The organism is Streptomyces virginiae (assembly GCF_041432505.1).
Classification (GTDB): Bacteria; Actinomycetota; Actinomycetes; order Streptomycetales; family Streptomycetaceae; genus Streptomyces; species Streptomyces virginiae_A.
On the sequence record NZ_CP107871.1, the window covers coordinates 7197256 to 7213116 of the forward strand.

At 72.4% G+C, this 15861-nt stretch carries 14 protein-coding genes; 6 read left to right on the top strand and 8 right to left on the bottom strand.

Translation table 11 applies throughout. The annotated features are described in order from the left end of the window. The first annotated feature begins 9 nt into the window (after nucleotides 1-9). From OG624_RS33280 to OG624_RS33290, 3 genes are all read left to right on the top strand, one after another. Nucleotides 10-369: a hypothetical protein gene (locus OG624_RS33280; RefSeq protein WP_371640161.1), complete on the top strand. Its 360-nt coding sequence runs from the start codon at nucleotides 10-12 to the stop codon at nucleotides 367-369. Nucleotides 370-480: 111 nt separating this feature from the next. Then, nucleotides 481-1218 (top strand): carbonic anhydrase, encoded by a 738-nt coding sequence (locus tag OG624_RS33285; RefSeq protein WP_326749494.1) that lies wholly within the window; start codon nucleotides 481-483, stop codon nucleotides 1216-1218. 132 nt (nucleotides 1219-1350) lie between these two features. After that, entirely contained in the window at nucleotides 1351-3312 is a 1962-nt protein-coding gene (locus tag OG624_RS33290; protein WP_161290434.1) for a flavin monoamine oxidase family protein, read from the top strand. 61 nt (nucleotides 3313-3373) lie between these two features. On the opposite strand, the gene OG624_RS33295 is transcribed toward OG624_RS33290, so the two are convergent. Beyond that, nucleotides 3374-5341, bottom strand: a complete 1968-nt coding sequence (locus OG624_RS33295) for a CASTOR/POLLUX-related putative ion channel (protein WP_352165089.1) — start codon at nucleotides 5339-5341, stop codon at nucleotides 3374-3376. An 80-nt stretch (nucleotides 5342-5421) separates the two neighbouring features. After that, nucleotides 5422-6003 carry a hydrolase gene (locus OG624_RS33300; RefSeq protein ID WP_161290438.1) on the bottom strand — a complete coding sequence of 194 codons (582 nt, stop codon included), beginning with the start codon at nucleotides 6001-6003 and terminating at the stop codon, nucleotides 5422-5424. A gap of 113 nt (nucleotides 6004-6116) precedes the next feature. On the opposite strand from OG624_RS33300, the gene OG624_RS33305 reads away from it, so the two are divergent. Beyond that, nucleotides 6117-6677, top strand: a complete 561-nt coding sequence (locus OG624_RS33305) for a DUF6434 domain-containing protein (protein WP_371640162.1) — start codon at nucleotides 6117-6119, stop codon at nucleotides 6675-6677. Nucleotides 6678-6705: 28 nt separating this feature from the next. Here the strand turns inward: OG624_RS33305 and OG624_RS33310 are convergent, their stop codons facing one another. Further along, a complete protein-coding gene (locus OG624_RS33310) occupies nucleotides 6706-7269 on the bottom strand; it encodes a dihydrofolate reductase family protein (RefSeq protein ID WP_033215285.1) in 564 nt (187 codons plus the stop codon). Here OG624_RS33310 and OG624_RS33315 point away from each other — a divergent pair. Further along, the gene (locus tag OG624_RS33315; RefSeq protein ID WP_371640163.1) at nucleotides 7163-8431 is read left to right on the top strand and encodes an enoyl-CoA hydratase/isomerase family protein; all 1269 of its coding nucleotides are present in this window, start codon (nucleotides 7163-7165) and stop codon (nucleotides 8429-8431) included. The two genes, OG624_RS33310 and OG624_RS33315, sit on opposite strands and share 107 nt — an antisense overlap. Here OG624_RS33315 and OG624_RS33320 read toward each other — a convergent pair. Together OG624_RS33320 and OG624_RS33325 are read right to left on the bottom strand one after the other, a co-directional pair. Further along, on the bottom strand, nucleotides 8418-9059 hold the full coding sequence (locus OG624_RS33320; RefSeq protein ID WP_033215286.1) for a TetR/AcrR family transcriptional regulator: 642 nt from the start codon (nucleotides 9057-9059) through the stop codon (nucleotides 8418-8420). The genes OG624_RS33315 and OG624_RS33320 overlap by 14 nt on opposite strands. A gap of 64 nt (nucleotides 9060-9123) precedes the next feature. Next, nucleotides 9124-11385, bottom strand: a complete 2262-nt coding sequence (locus OG624_RS33325; protein ID WP_033215287.1) for an ATP-binding cassette domain-containing protein — start codon at nucleotides 11383-11385, stop codon at nucleotides 9124-9126. 98 nt (nucleotides 11386-11483) lie between these two features. Here OG624_RS33325 and OG624_RS33330 point away from each other — a divergent pair, with 98 nt between their 5' ends. Continuing rightward, nucleotides 11484-12248 (top strand): TetR/AcrR family transcriptional regulator, encoded by a 765-nt coding sequence (locus OG624_RS33330; protein ID WP_033215288.1) that lies wholly within the window; start codon nucleotides 11484-11486, stop codon nucleotides 12246-12248. A gap of 104 nt (nucleotides 12249-12352) precedes the next feature. Here the strand turns inward: OG624_RS33330 and OG624_RS33335 are convergent, their stop codons facing one another. The 3 genes from OG624_RS33335 to OG624_RS33345 are packed head-to-tail and all read right to left on the bottom strand — an operon-like array spanning nucleotide 12353 to nucleotide 15861. Further along, nucleotides 12353-13276 carry an SDR family oxidoreductase gene (locus OG624_RS33335; protein ID WP_033215290.1) on the bottom strand — a complete coding sequence of 308 codons (924 nt, stop codon included), beginning with the start codon at nucleotides 13274-13276 and terminating at the stop codon, nucleotides 12353-12355. Between the two features lie 9 nt (nucleotides 13277-13285). Continuing rightward, on the bottom strand, nucleotides 13286-14557 hold the full coding sequence (locus tag OG624_RS33340) for an MFS transporter (protein WP_033215292.1): 1272 nt from the start codon (nucleotides 14555-14557) through the stop codon (nucleotides 13286-13288). Between the two features lie 23 nt (nucleotides 14558-14580). Then, nucleotides 14581-15861 (bottom strand): alkaline phosphatase family protein, encoded by a 1281-nt coding sequence (locus OG624_RS33345; protein WP_371640164.1) that lies wholly within the window; start codon nucleotides 15859-15861, stop codon nucleotides 14581-14583.

Sequence of the window (15861 nt, forward strand, 5' to 3'; positions counted from 1 at the left end):
GGGGAGACCATGACGGACCTCGAGATCACCCAGCAGACAGAGGGCGACTGGACGGCGAAGCTGGCCTTGGAGAACACCAGTGGCCGGGAGCTGCTCATCGCGTCGATCAGCATCGACTTTTCCGACGACAACGAGGCGCACGGCAAGGGGCGAGGCGTTGTCACGGGCGACAGTCTGTGGGCGGCGACCACGGATGTCGCGTCCGCCGAGTCCGTCGACGGCAAGCGCACCCGCATTCGGCTCACCTGGCCGGACGATCCGCTGAAGCTGCCCGCCGGCCAGTCGCGGACGATTTCCTTCGGTACCACGGTCCCGCTCGCGGACGCCCCGCTCGACAACCTGCGGGTGGAGTTCACCGAGAAGCAGTGACCGTTCTCCGGCGCGGCGGTCTCCTCGTCCAGCACCTGGTACCCCGCTGAAGGGTGCCGTCCGAGAGCGGCAGCCAGGATCCAGGAGTGAATGCGAATAGTTTGTCCTGATATGAGCATTGCTGCGGACAGGAGTGGCGGCCCGGGGCGGCGCCGGCTGCTCCGGGTGGTCCTGACCGGCACGGTCGCCCTGGCGGCCGGCCTCGTGGCCGGGTCCCCCCGTCCCCCGGAGGACCCCGTCGCCGGGGGCCCCGGGAGGGTCCGGCCCGCCACCCCCGCTTCCGCGCTCCGGGAGCTGGAGACGGGGAACGCCCGCTGGCGCAGCCTGCACGAGCGGCATCCCGACGAGACGCGGACCGTGCGGCAGACGCTGGTCGGCGGCCAGCACCCGTTCGCCGTCGTCCTCGGCTGCGTCGACTCCCGCGTCCCCCCGGAGCTGGTCTTCGACCAGGGCCTGGGCGACCTGCTGACGGTCCGGTCGGCCGGCGAGGTGTTGGACGAGGCGGTGCTCGGCAGCATCGCGTACGGAGTCCTCGAACTCGGCATTCCGCTGATCGTCGTCCTGGGCCACCAGTCGTGCGGGGCGGTCGCGGCGGCCGTCCGGGCCGACGAGGGCGGGCCCGCGCTGCCGGGCCACATGCAGTACCTGGTCGATCAGATCCACCCGGCGATCGACCACACCCTGCGCGGGGCGGCCCGGATCGACGCCGCGATCACCGCGAACGTACGGCTCGTACGGGCGCGGCTCGCCGCCGAACCGGAGCTCGCCGCCAAGATCGCGGCCGGGGACCTGACCGTCGTCGGAGCCCGCTACGAACTCACCGACCAGCGGGTGCGCCGGATCGGCTGACCCGCCGGGTCCGCCCCGGCTCGCATCCCAGTTCGTCAGCGCCATGAGGCCAGAACCGCACGTCCGGGTGATTGTTCCCCGCCCGGGCGGCTTTGGGCGATCAAGGTGTCGGCGGGCCGGGAGAGTTGGTCCATGATCATCGAACCCGTGCCCGCGCCCGACCCCACGCCCGGCCCCTCCGGCGAGCCCGACCCGGCCGCCGCCCGCCGACCCTCCCGCCGTACCGTCATCGCCGGCGCGGCCGCCGTCGCGGGAGTCGGCGCCCTGTCCGTCGCCGCCGCGTCCGCCGGGACCCCGCAGGCGCCGTCGGGTTCCGCGCGCCCCGACTGGGAGACCTGCCTCACGATCGCCCGAGCCGTCCTCGTACGCGACGAGGACGACGAGCCCCTGGTGCCCCGTTACTCCGACATCCTGCTGAAGAACGGCCTGCCCCGGTCCCGTACCCGCAAGAAGGTGCTGATCGTCGGCGCCGGTCCCGCCGGGCTCACCGCCGCGCACCTGCTGCGGGAGGCCGGACACCAGGTCACCGTCATCGAGGCCAACGGCAACCGGGTGGGTGGCCGGATCAAGACCTTCCGCGCCGGCGGCCACGAGAAGTCCGCGGCCCCCTTCGCCGACCCCAAGCAGTACGCCGAGGCCGGCGCGATGCGCATTCCCGACAGCCACCCGCTGGTCACCGGCCTGATCGACAGCCTCGGCCTGAAGCGCCGGCGCTTCCACCTGGTCGACGTCGACGGTTCCGGCCGCCCCGCCTTCCGTACGTGGATCTACGTCAACGGCATCCGCGTGCGCCGGGCCGACTACGCGCGCAGCCCGCAGGCCCTCAACAAGTCCTTCGGGGTCCCGGCGGCCTACGAGGGCGTGCCCGCCGCGCAGATCGTCCGCAACGCCTTCGCGCCCGTCCGCAAGGAGATCGAAGGCAAGCAGGACAAGCAGCTCGTCGAGGGCTGGGCGCGCGTCATCCAGCGCTACGGCCACATGTCGATGTACCGCTACCTGACCGAGGAGGCGAAGCTCGACGAGCGGACCATCGACCTGATCGGCACCGTCGAGAACCTCACCTCCCGCCTGCACCTCGCCTTCGTGCACAGCTTCATCGGAGCCTCGCTGATCAGCCCGGACACCGCCTTCTTCGAACTGCCCGGTGGCACCGCCACCTTGGTCGACGCCCTCTACGCCCGCGTCGACGACCTCGTCCGGCTCGACCGCCGCGCCACCCGGATCTCCCACGGCAAGGACGGGGTCACCGTCGAGACCGTCTCCGAGGGCCGCGGCGGCAGCCCCGTACGGCGCGAGACCTTCACCGGCGACACGGCGATCATCACCGTGCCCTTCTCCGGCCTGCGCCACATCCCGGTCGCGCCCGCGCTCTCGTACGGCAAGCGGCGCGCGATCACCGAGCTGCACTACGACGCGGCGACCAAGGTGCTGCTGGAATTCAGCCGCCGCTGGTGGGAGTTCGACGAGGCCGACTGGAAGCGCGAGCTGGAGGCGATCCGGCCCGACCTGTACCGGAAGTACCAGCTCGGGCAGACCCCGGCGGACGGCACGCTGCTGGGCGCGCACTCCTCCGTGTCCGACCGCGGCATCTCCGGCGGGCAGCGGGCGCACTACGCGGCCTGCCGGGCGGTCACCCGCGACCAGCCCGAGGCGGCCCGCGTCATCGGCGGCGGCTCGGCCACCGACAACCCCAACCGCTTCATGTTCCAGCCCTCCTACCCCGTCGAGGGCAGCGCGGGCGGGGTCGTGCTCGCCTCCTACAGCTGGTCGGACGACGCCCTGAAGTGGGACTCCCTGGACGACGAGGAGCGCTACCCGCGCGCGCTCGCCGGGGTGCAGGAGGTGTTCGGGCAGCGGATCGAGGTGTTCTACACCGGGGTCGGGCGTACGCAGTCCTGGATGCGCGACCCGTACGCCTACGGTGAGGCCTCCGTGCTGCTGCCCGGCCAGCACACCGAGCTCTTCCCCCACGTGCGCAAGGCCGAGGGGAACCTGCACTTCGCCGGTTGCCACACCTCCGTCAAGCCGGCGTGGATCGAGGGAGCCCTGGAGTCCGCGGTACGCACCGCCCTGGAGGTCCACTCGACGCTCTGATCGGCACGCCCCGGGGCGCGGGACTCCCGGCTCCCAGCTTCCGGCCCCCGGCCCCCGGCTCTCAGCTCTCGGCGAGCACGATCAGCCAGTCGTGCTCGCCGAAGCGCACCCGCTGCCCCTTGTCCGGATTGAGCCGCACCCCGTACGCCGGGCCCACGGCGGCCTCGGCGCGCAGCCGGTAGCCGACCGCGCACTCGCGGCGCCGGCGCGCCGACTCGACGAGGGTCGCGAACGCCACCTCGCGATCGGTGCGCACGTAGTCCGCGACCGGCTTCAGGTGGAGTTCGTTGCCCTCCGCCTCGAACAACTCCTCGAAGACGTCGGCCAGACAGGGGCTCTCCGAGATCTGGGTCATGAGGAGACTGATCAGCCGGCCGCTGACGATGAAGTCGGCGCCCGCCCGGGCGGGCGCCAGCAGCCGGTTGCCGTCGTCGGACATCTCCGTGGTGAGCGACAGCTCCCGTCCCGCCGCCTCCCCGATGGCCCGCAGGTGCAGCAGGGTGACCAGCGTCCGGTCGTCGGTCTCCGTCCCGGTCTCCGGAGCCAGGCCGAGGTCGATCGCGGGGGTGGGCGGCGCCGCCTGGTGGGGGACGGGCTCGTGACCCGTCTCGCCGATGACGATCACACTGTCGTACGAGGGCACGTCCAGCTTGGCGAGCAGCTCGGGATCGGTGATGTCCCCGCTGTGGAAGGCCACTTCGAGGTGGCTGCGCGGCCGCGCGTCGCCGGCGGCGCGGCGCATCCGTACGACGTCGGCGAGCGAGACGACGTCCAGCGTGGTGCCGGGGCCGACGAACTGGTCGAGCTGCTCCACGACGAGCGGCGCGCGGCGGTTCCACCCGAGGAGGAGCAGCCGTTCGGCCTCGGGGGTCCGGGGGCGGGCGGTGACGATCGCGTCCTCGTCGACGTGCCCGGACGCGTCCGCCGGGACGGCCGTGTCGTCGTCCTCGGAGATCAGGATGATCCGGTCGTCCGCGCCGATCACCGTACCGGGGTCCGGATTGAGCGCGACACGGCCGTCGGCCCGCAGCAGACCGACCACCGAGGACGTGGTGAACGACAGCAGGGCCTCGCCGAAGGTGCGCCCGGCGAGGCCCTGGGCGGCGGCGGTGTAGAACTCGTCGCCCGCGAAGTCGAGCAGTTCCTGGTAGACGAGGGACAGACCGGGCTCGCGGGCGGTCTGGACGAGGAGCCGGGCGATGATGTCGTCGACGCACAGGACGTGCCCGCCGGGCCCGGCGGCCAGCCGGGCGGTGAGGTGGTTGCGGGTGTCGCGTACGGCGGCGACCACCACCGCCCCGCCGGACTCGGGGACCGCCGCGTCGAGGGCGAGCAGGGTCTTCACCACCTGGGCGTCACCGGTGTCCCCCTCGGGCGGCAGGACGAGCACCGCCTTCGCGGTCCGCGGACTCACCCGGGCCAGCTCCGCGGGGTCGGTGGTACGGCCGTTGCGGCAGATGATCCGCGTCCTGCCGGCACCGGCGACGGCGACGGAGGCGGTGGAGGTGCAGATCTCGTCCTCCATCTCCACCTTGTCCTTCGGCGCGAGCACGGCGATGGCCGACCTGCGCCGGTTGGCGTTCGCCGTCACCAACTCCCCGACCACCGGGAAGATCTGGTCCGACCAGCCCAGCACGACGGTGTGCCCGGATTCCAGCACGGTGGAGTGCCCGCGCCGAAGCAGCATGATCCGCGCGTTGATGCCGGTGGTGATCAGACCGACCAGCGTGGACACGAACAGCAGGGCGACCAGCGCCAGTGCCACGGAGGCCAGTACGTAGAGCGGGGAGCCGACCGCGCCCCCGATCTTGAGCGTCTGCCCGACGCTGACCCATACGGCGGCGAGCCGGCCGGAGAGGGTCGCCGGGGCGGCCCGGTCGGCCCAGACGAGGACCGTGCTCGCCGGGACCACGACGGCGAGGCAGGCCAGGGCGAACCAGCCGATGAGCGCGGTGGTTCCCCCCGCCACCAGATTGTCGAACCGGTACCGCAGGCGCAGCCTCACGGTCGTCGTGTGCCGCTGCGCCATGAGAACTCCCTCGTCTTCCGCGCTGCTAACCCACGGGCGCCCGCTCGGTTACGGGTGAACCGCCCACGCCCCGGCGCCGCTCAGGAGTCCAGGGCCGCGATGATCTCCTCCGTGGTGCTGACCTTGCCGATGCGGGGGAAGATCTTGCCGAAGGTGTGGGCGTGGGAGTCGGCGTCGGTGTCGGCGGTGGCGTCCTCCGCGAAGACCAGGTCGTAGCTGAGCTCCCACGCCGTACGGGCGGTGGACTCGACGCCGACGCTGCTGGAGATGCCGGCCAGCACGATGCGGTGGATGCCGCGGCGGCGCAGCTGGAGGTCGAGCTCGGTACCGGTGAAGGCGCCCCAGTGGCGCTTGGTGACGACCACGTCCCCGAGGGCGGCCAGCTCGGCCGGGATCTCGGAGAAGGCGGCGGGCGGGGCGGCGGCCGGGCCGGGGCGGTCCACGTTCGCGGTGGGCAGGTCTCCGCCGTCCGGGGACCACGCCACCTTCACCAGGACCACGGGCAGCCGGTGGGCGCGGAACGCCTCGGCGAGCGCGATCCCCTTCCTCAGGATCTCGGGGGCGGGCTTCGCCGTGGGCCGGTCGAGGATGCCGGTCTGGAGGTCGATGAGAACGAGGGCGGTGTCCCCGCCGAGGGTGAGGCGGTGGGGTTCGGCGGTCATGAGGTCTCCTCCGGCGATGTGGGGCATATGGCGCAAATCTATAAGGTCGCCCTGCCGATCTCCCCGGCCCCGTGGATGCTTCCCCCGGATTCACCCACCTCTATCATGGGAACGTGAGTACGAATACCGGGGAATCCCGGCCCGCCCTGACACCCGCCCTGACCGGGGCCGAGCTGCTGCGCTGGTACTGGACGCTGGCCGAACTGATCACCCTCGCACGGGAGATGGGCCTCCCGACCAGTGGCGGCAAGGTCGCCGTCACCGCGCGACTCGCCGCGGCGCTCGACGGGCTCCCCGCACCCGCCGCCCCGGCGGCCCCCGCACCCCGCCGGACCGGGCGCCGGCTCACCGCGCCCGTCACCGGGGCGAGCGTGATCCCGCCGGGGCAGAACTGCAGCCAGGTGCTGCGCGCGTACTTCGTCCGCGAGATCGGACCCGGCTTCCACTTCGACGCCTTCATGCGTGACTACATCGCCTCGCACGCGGGCCACACCCTCGCCGAAGCCGTCGCCCACTGGCACGCGACCCGCGCACGCGCGGCGGAACCCCAGGAGGTCGGCGCGCAGTTCGAGTTCAACCGGTTCCTGCGCACCTGGCACGGCCGGCACCCGGACGGGGCCCGCGCCGAAGCCCTGGCGGCATGGCGGGACCACCGGGCCCGCCCCCGGGACTGATCGTCGGCTCCGGCGGCCGCCGGGGAAACTACCCGCGCTCGTAGCGCAGCAGGACCACGCCGTTGCCGAAGGTGTGGGTGTCGGTGTGCCGCAGGGTGACCGGACCGTGGTCGAGGATCGGGAAGAGCGGCCGGCCGCGCCCGATCCGCACCGGGTGCACGTAGATCCGGTACGCGTCCACGAGGTCCTGGCGCAGGAACGAGGCGGCGAGATCCGCCCCGCTCAACGTCAGGTCGCCGCCGGGGGCCGCCTTGAGCGCGGCGACCTCCTCGGGCACGACGTCCCGCACGACCGTGGTGTTCCACTCGGCCGACCGCAGGGTGCGTGAGTACACGTACTTGGGCTTGGACCGCCAGATCTCCGCGAACTCGGCCACCGAACCGGCGTTCGCGGGATCGGCGTCGGCGGTCGGCCAGTAGTCCGCCATCAGCTGGTGCGTCACGCGCCCGCTGAGGAAACCGCCCATCTCGCTGAGCACGTCGTTCATGTGCTGGTGCAGCTCTTCGTCGACCTGGTGCCAGTCGATGTCCCGGTCCGGCCCCTCGATGTACCCGTCGAGCGACACCCCCGCCATCAGCACGATCTTCCTCATGGCCGACCACGGTACGCCCCGGGAGCGCCCGGCGCCGGGAGCGGCGCGGGCCGCGGCGATACTGGCCGGTGTGAAGACCGAAGACGCGCAGCCCGAAGACGCGAACACCGTGCTGTTCCACACCGACGGCCGGACCGGGGTGGTCACCCTCAACCGCCCCAGGGCCATCAACGCCCTCACCCACCCCATGGTGAGCCGTATCGACGAGGCCCTCGCCGCCTGGGCGGACGATCCCGCCGTCCAGCAGGTCCTGATCCGCGGCGCCGGTGAGCGCGGCCTGTGCGCGGGCGGCGACATCCGGGCCATCCACGACGACGCGAAGGCCGGGAACACCGCCTCGGCCGACTTCTGGCGCGACGAGTACCGGCTCAACGCCCGCATCGCCCGCTACCCCAAGCCCTACGTCGCGCTCATGGACGGCATCACCATGGGCGGCGGCGTCGGTGTCTCCGCCCACGGCTCGGTCCGGATCGTCACCGAACGCTCCCGCGTGGCCATGCCCGAGACCGGCATCGGCTTCGTCCCCGACGTCGGCGGCACCTACCTGCTCGGCCGCGCCCCCGGCGAACTCGGCACCCACCTCGCCCTCACCGGTACCGCGGTCGGCGCCGCCGACGCGCTGCTGTGCGGACTCGCCGACCACTTCGTACCGGCCGACCGGCTCCCGGAGCTGACCGCCGCCCTCGCCGGAGCACCCGCCGGTGAGGTGCTCCCGCGATACGCCGCCACCCCCGGGCCCGGTGAACTCGCCGAACGGCGCGGCTGGATCGACCACTGCTACGCGGCCACCACCGTCGAGGAGATCGTGGAGCGGCTGCTCGGCCAGGGGGAGCCCGCCGCCAAGGAGGCCGCCGAGACGATCCTGGCCAAGTCCCCGACCGCCCTCAAGGTCACCTTGGCCGCGCTGCGTCGGGCCGTGGAACTCGGCTCGCTGGAGCGGGTGTTGGCCCAGGAGTTCCGGGTCTCCTGCAACGCGCTGACCGCACCCGACCTGGTCGAGGGCATCCGGGCACAGGTCGTCGACAAGGACCGCGCTCCGCGCTGGTCGCCGGCGACCCTGGCCGAGGTGAGCGGTGCGGACGTGGAGCGCTTCTTCGCCCCGCTCGGGCAGGACCGCGAACTGCGTCTGCCGCTGCCGCGCGAAGACCTCAGGCGCGGCTGAGCCGCGTCTCCAGGCCGTCCAGGACCCGCTGGAGTCCGTAGTCGAAGTTCTCCTCGCGCACCTTCCGCGGGTCCCGGCCCTCCCGCCACTCCTGCTCGCTCCGCCCACTGCGGGCGAGCCGCGAGAGGTGGGCGGCCTCACCCGTCGTGGCACCGACCACGTAGGAGACGACCGCCCTCATGGCGAGCTCCGCCTCGTCCGCCGGGAAGCCGCCCGTCCGCAGGAGCGCCCGCATCCGATCCGTCGCGCGCGTCAGGTTCGGGCCGAGGCGCGCCGGCCCCACCCGGCCGATCACCGAGGCCACCCAGGGGTGACGCAGGGCCATCGCGCGCAGGTCGTGGCCGCCGCGGGAGACGGCGTCGCGCCACTCGGCCGCGCTCGCCGCCCCGGGCACCTCCAGCTCGCCGTACACCTCGTCCAGGACCAGCTCGATCAGCTCGTCCTTGCCGGTCACATGCCGGTACAGGGAGGTGGCGGCGGCGCCCATCCCGGTACCGAGCTTGCGCATGCTGAGCTCCTCGATGCCCTCGGCGTCGAGGAGCCGGACGGCCGCCGCGACGATCAGGGCCCGGCTCAGCGCGGGCTGCCGCTCCTCGCGGCGCGGGCGTGTCCGCTCGTCTGCTGACATGCCGCCAGCCTAACCGACGGTGCGAACGCCGTACGCGGGCCCGCGTACGGCGTCCGGCGCCGCGCTACGAGCCCACGTACTCCCGCAGATGACGGGCGGTCAGGGTGTCCGCCCCGGCCACCAGGTCCGCCGGGGTGCCCTCGAAGACGACCTCCCCGCCGGCGTGGCCTCCGCCCGGGCCGATGTCGATCAGCCAGTCGGCGTGCGCCATCACCGCCTGGTGGTGCTCGATGACGATCACCGAGTTCCCGTCGTCGACGAGCCGGTCCAGCAGCGCCAGCAGCTTGTCCACATCGGCCATGTGCAGGCCGGTCGTCGGCTCGTCCAGGATGTACGTCGAGGACTTCTCGGCCATGCTGATGGCGAGCTTGAGTCGCTGCCGCTCACCGCCCGACAGGGTGTTGAGCGGCTGCCCGAGCCGCAGGTACGAGAGGCCGACGTCGGCCAGCCTGCCGAGGACCGCGCGCGCCTGCCCGGTGGGGAAGAACGCGTGCGCCTCCGCGACCGACAGGTTCAGCACCTCGCTGATGTTCTTGCCGCGCAGCCGGTACGTCAGCACCTCGGGCGTGAACCGCCGGCCCTCGCACTCCTCGCAGACCGAGGCCACCGCGGCCATCATCGCCAGGTCCGTGTAGACCATCCCGAGGCCGTTGCACTTCGGGCAGGCACCTTCCGAATTCGCGCTGAACAGAGCGGCCTTGACCCCGTTGGCCTTGGCGAAGGCCGTCCTGATCGGCCCCAGCAGCCCGGTGTAGGTGGCCGGATTGGACCGGCGCGAACCGCGGATCGGCGACTGGTCGGCCACCACCACCCCGTCCCGGCGGGCCAGGTACCCGTGGATCAGCGAGCTCTTGCCCGACCCGGCGACCCCGGTCACCACCGTCAGCACCCCCAGCGGCACCTCCACGCTGACGTCCTTCAGGTTGTGCAGGTCGGCGTCCTTGACCGACAGGTGCCCGCGCGGGGTGCGCACCGGCTCCCGCAGCCGCGCCCGGTGACCGAGATGGCGCCCGGTGAGGGTGTCGGAGGTGCGCAGCCCGGCCACGTCCCCGGTGTAGCAGAGCCGCCCGCCGGCCGTGCCCGCGCCCGGACCGAGGTCGACGACGTGGTCGGCGATCGCGATGACCTCGGGCTTGTGCTCCACCACCAGCACGGTGTTGCCCTTGTCGCGCAGCCGTAGCAGGAGGTCGTTCATGCGCCGGATGTCGTGCGGGTGCAGGCCGGTGGTCGGCTCGTCGAAGACGTAGGTGACGTCCGTGAGCGAGGACCCCAGGTGCCGCACCATCTTGACCCGCTGGGCCTCGCCGCCCGACAGGGTGCCGGAGGGGCGGTCCAGGCTGAGGTATCCCAGGCCGATCTCCACGAGGGAGTCGAGCAGGTCCCGTAGGCCGGCGAGGAGCGGCGCCACGCCGGGGTCGTCGATCCGGCGGACGAACGAGGCCAGGTCGCTGATCTGCATCGCCGAGCATTCGGCGATGTTCATCCCGTCGATGCGCGAGGACAGCGCCGCCGCGGACAGGCGCGTGCCGCCGCAGTCGGGGCAGTCGGTGAAGATCACGGCGCGGTCGACGAAGGCCCTGATGTGGGCCTGCATCGCCTCGCGGTCCTTGGACAGGTACGTCCGCCGGACCTTCGTGATCAGACCCTCGTAGGTGTAGTTGGTGGAGCCGGCCTTCACCTTCACCGGGCTCATGTGCAGGAGGTCGGCCCACTCCTGCTCGGTGAAGTCCTTGAGCTTGACGTCGGCGGAGTAGAAGCCGGAGTTGACCATGTTCTGCCAGTACCAGGTGTCCACGGCGTAGCCGGGAACGGTGATCGCGCCCTCGTTGAGGGAGAGTTCACGGTCCACCAGTTGGTCCACGTCGATGTCGGAGACCTGTCCTATGCCCTCGCAGTGCGGGCACATGCCGTCCGGGGCGTTGAAGCTGAAGGCGGTGGACGCGCCGATGTGCGGGGTGCCGAGGCGGGAGAAGACGATCCGCAGCATGGTGGAGGCGTCGGTGGCGGTACCGACCGTGGAGCGGGAGTTGGCGCCCATCCGCTCCTGGTCGACGACGATGGCGGCGCTCAGATTGTGCAGCCCGTCCACGTCCGGCCGGCCCTGGCTCGGCAGGAAGGACTGGATGAAGGCGGTGTACGTCTCGTTGATCATTCGCTGCGATTCGGCGGCGATGGTGCCGAAGACGAGGGAGGACTTGCCGGAGCCGGAGACACCGGTGAAGACGGTGAGTCGGCGCTTGGGGATGTCGAGGGAGATGTCGGTCAGGTTGTTCTCCCGCGCTCCGCGGATCTGGATGACCTGATGGCTGTCGGCGGCGATCTGCACGGAACTCCTCGCGTGGCGGCGTTTCGAGCTTACTTTGTACAACGTACTTTATACGGTGTAGTGAGTTATCGGCCACGCACGCACTCGGAGGACCGCACATGGCGAAGGACCGCAGCGGGGCGGGCGACCCCGTCCGCACGCTGGAGCTGCTCTGGCGGGAGCGGGGACAGCAGCCGGCCCGGCCGGGCCGCCGCGGCCCGCGGCAAGGCCTCACCGTCGACGCCGTGGTCCGGGCCGCGACCGAGCTCGCCGACGAGGCCGGCCTGGCCGCGCTCACCATGCGGGCACTGGCCCAACGGCTGGCCGTGACACCCATGACCCTCTACACGTACGTCCCCGGCAAGGCAGAACTGCTCGACCTCATGCTGGACGAGGCGTACGCGCGCATGGAACGCCGGCCGCCCGGCGCGCGCGACCCGTGGCAGACCAAGGTCACCCGCGTGGCCGAGGACAACCGGGACCTGCTCGCCCGCCACCCCTGGATCGCGGACCTGGCGGTCACCCGCCCGCCACTGGGGCCCGGGGTCATCGGGAAGTACGACTACGAACTGGCGGCCTTCGAGGCCATCGGCCTCACCGACGTCGAGATGGACGCGGCCCTGACCCACCTCCTCGGCTTCGTCCACGCGCACGCCCTGGGGGTCGCCGACGACGCGGCGCACAACAGCCACCAGAGCCAGGAGGACTGGTGGGCCGTCAGTGAGCCGCTCCTGGGCCGGGCGATGGACCCCGAGCGCTATCCGCTCGCCGGCCGCGTGGGCGCCAGGGTCGCCGCGTACCAACCGCAGACCCTCTGGGCCTTCGGCCTCCGGTGCGTCCTGGACGGCCTGGCCCGCCTGATCGACTCACGCCCGGAGCGGTGAAGAGTTCCTCCCGGCCCGGATCCGCCCGGACGGCACGCGCCCGCCCCGGCGGCCGGAGCCAGGGGAGAGGTCGGCGCGGCGGATCCGCCGTACGCCCGGACCTTTCAGCGGTAGCCCGTGGTGTCCGCGGGGCGGTCCGGGTCCTGGACCTCGACCATGTAGCGCCAGCAGTCCGGCCGGCTGCCGTCCAGGTCCGTGAAGCCGTAGACCTGCGCGAGCTGCCCGCTGGAGAGCGACGCGCCGTTCCAGCGGGCCACCTCCGGGTCCGCGGCGAGCGCCGCGACCGCCCGGCCCACGTACGACGGGGTCTCGGAGATGCCGAAGTGCGGGACCTTCGTGAGGGCGTCCCGCCAATTCGCCTCCGTCACACCGAAGTGGTCCAGCATCATCTCCGACCGCAGCCAGCCCGGTGTCAGCGCCACCGCCGTCGCCCCGCGCGGCCCCAGCTCGTGCCCCAGCGCGAACGCCATCCGCAACACCGAGGACTTGGCGATGTCGTAGAAGAACGACACCCGATAGTTGGTCGCGTTGTACTCGGCGGTGCCGTCCGTCATCTCCACCACCAGCCCGCCCGGCTCGCGCAGCAGCAACGGCACCGCGAAATGGCTGGTGACGGCATGGGTCTCCACGGCCAGCCGCAGCAGCCGCAGTCCCTTGTCCAGGTCGTGCTCCCAGACCGTGCTCTCCCACTCGAAGAGCACCTCCCCGCCCCAGATGTCGTTGACCAGGACGTCCAGGCGGCCCTGTTCCGCGTCGATCCGCCCGACCAGGGCCTCGACCTGCGCCGGCACCAGGTGGTCGGCGACCACCGGGATGCCCCGGCCGCCCGCCGCCGTCACCAGCTCGGCCGTCTCCTCGATCGTCTCGGGCCGGTCGTACTCCGAGCGCCGACCCCGGGTGCTGCGCCCCGACACGTACACGGTCGCACCCCGCGCACCCAACTGGACCGCGATGCCCCGGCCCGCGCCGCGCGTGGCCCCGGCCACCAAGGCCACCTTGCCTTCGAGAGTTCGCTGTGTTTCCGGCATGGCCCGACCCTACGACGGCCGCTCCGCCCGGGTCCCGCCGAACACGGCGACCGCCACCAGTGACAGCAGCAGCCCGGTCGCCGCCAGCCCCAGCGCCACGCCCGGCCCCCACAGGGTCCAGGCCGAACCGAACAGCAGGGAACCCGCGAACCGGGCCAGCGCCTGGGCCGTCTGGAGCACCGCGAGCCCGGTCGTGCGCAGCCCGGCGGGCAGCAGCGGGCCCGCGGCGGCCATCAGCACCCCGTCGGTGGCCGCGTAGAACAGGCCGAGCGCCGCGAGGACACCGAAGACCAGTGGCGCCCCGGCCGGTACCGGGGCCAGGAGCAGCAGGGCGGCGCCGAGCAGCAGCACGTGCCCGCCGAGGAAGACCCGGCGCCGGCCCAGCCGGTCGGCGAGCCGGCCCACCGGCAGCGCGGCCAGGAGGAACACGGCCGCCGTGCCGACGGGCAGCAGCGGGAAGTAGGCGGCGGGCAGGTCGAGCCGGCGCTGGAGCAGCAGGTAGAGGAAGGCGTCGCCGACGGTGAACAGGCCGAGCACGGCCGCGGTCAGACACAGCCCCCGCAGGCCGGGCAGGCGCAGCAGGGTGCGGACCGGGGGCGGCGCGGGACGAGCCGCGCGGGCCGGCGCGGTGGCGGGCGCGGTGGCGGGCGGCGGGGCCTCCCGGACGAACAGGGCGAGCAGCACCACGCCCAGGACGGCGACGCAGCAGCTGACGGTGAACACGGCCTCGTACCCGTCCACCGCCACCCACAGCACCCCGAACGCGGCCAGCGGCCCGAGCAGGGCGCCCGCCGTGTCCATCGCGCGGTGCACCCCGAAGGCGCGACCCTGCTCGCCGGGCGGCACGGACAGCGAGATCAGCGCATCGCGCGGGGCGGTGCGCAGTCCCTTGCCGGTCCGGTCGGCGGCGAGCACCGCCGCCACCGACCAGGGGGTGGTGACGGCGAGCAGGGCCGCCTTGCAGGCGGCGGACAGCGCGTAGCCGGTGCCCGCGACGAGTTTGTGGCGCCGGGTGCGGTCGGCGATCCGCCCGCCCGCGAGGCGCAGCACCGCGGTGGCGCCCTGGTGCAGGCCGTCCAGGGCGCCGAACGCGAGCGGGGACATGCCGAGTCCGGCCATCAGGTACAACGGCAGGACGGCGGTGACCATCTCCGCGGAGACGTCCGTGACCAGGCTGACCAACCCGAGGGCGAACACCGTGCCGGGGACGGCCCGCACGGGGCCCTTCGGGGCCGGGGTGTTCCCGGCGATGTCCGAGGCCCGGCTGGTCGACAGGTACACGGATGCCTCCAGGATCGGCCGGTCTAGAACCAGTTGACGGTGAGCGGGAACGCGGTGGTGACGGTGGTGCCCGTGGAGTCGGTGGCGGTCGCGGTGATCCGGACCGTGCCGCTGCCCCACGGTTTGCCGCTGATCCGGCCGGAGCCGGCGTCGACGCTCAGCCCCCAGGGCAGGCCGGTGGCCGCGTACCGGACCGGAGGTCTGCCGCCGGTGGCGCTGAGCTGGATGGTGCAGGACTGGTTGAACTTGCAGGTCTGCGGACCGGGGTCGACCAGTTGCAGACCGCCCGCGGTCGGCGTGGGCGTGGGCGTCGGGGTCGGGGTCGGGGTGGGTGTCGGGGTCGGGGTGGGCGTGGGGGTGGGCGTCGGGTTCGTCGAGGTGTCGAAGACCTCGGTGATCGGCGATACGTTCGCCGCGTTGCCCGCGTGCGTCGCCGTCCCGAAGAGGTCCTCGAAGGTCCGCAGCAGATGGTGGTGGTTGAAGGCCGTCGCGTACTTGCCCGTCTTGACCTTGGCTCCGTGGAAGACGGTGGCGATCTGGTTCGAGCCCAGGTAGTTGTCCTCGTCCCAGGTCAGGACCAGCAGGCTGTTGTTGGCCTTCGCCCACTGCGCGTAGGCGTCGAGGTTGTTGCGGGTCCAGGTGTCACCCGTGCCCACCGAGCACGAGTGCATGTCGTTGCACTGGTTGGGGACCACGAAGGAGAGGCTCGGCAGCGCCGCGAAGTTGTTCTGCGGGAACTGCGTCCAGGTCTTGCCCGTGTTCAACGGCACGTTCTTGAAGGCGAACCACGGGTTGTGCTTCTGCGCGTACTGGCCGTTCGTGCAGGCCGTGGACCCCTCGCTCGGCAGGTCCTCGTTGTACGTCGCGAAGGTCTTGCCGGCCGCGATCAGCTCCTGGCCGAGGTTCGGCGCCGTCATCGACTGCGGGGTGTAGCAGCCGTCGCCGGTGATCCCCTGCGTGGCGCCGGAGAAGAGGTTGAAGTAGTTCGGCTGGCTGGGGTGGGTCAGCGCCTTCATCCCGGTCAGGCTTGCGCCGCCGTTCGCCAACTGGTTGATGTACGGGGCGTTCGCGCTGCCGATGATCTCCCCGTACTGCTTGTTCTCGTACACGACGACCACCACGTGGTCGTACGTCGGCAGCGCGGCGGCCGCGGCCGGCGCGGCGGCGGAACCGGGCACGGCGGCCTGGGAGTTGGCCACGGTGAAGGCGCCCAGCAGGCCGAGCGCGCCGATCCCGGCCACCAGCGCCGGCCAGGGGGCCCCGCGTCTCGCGCGCGCCGTGGGTGAGGGTCGAAGGGTGCGCAT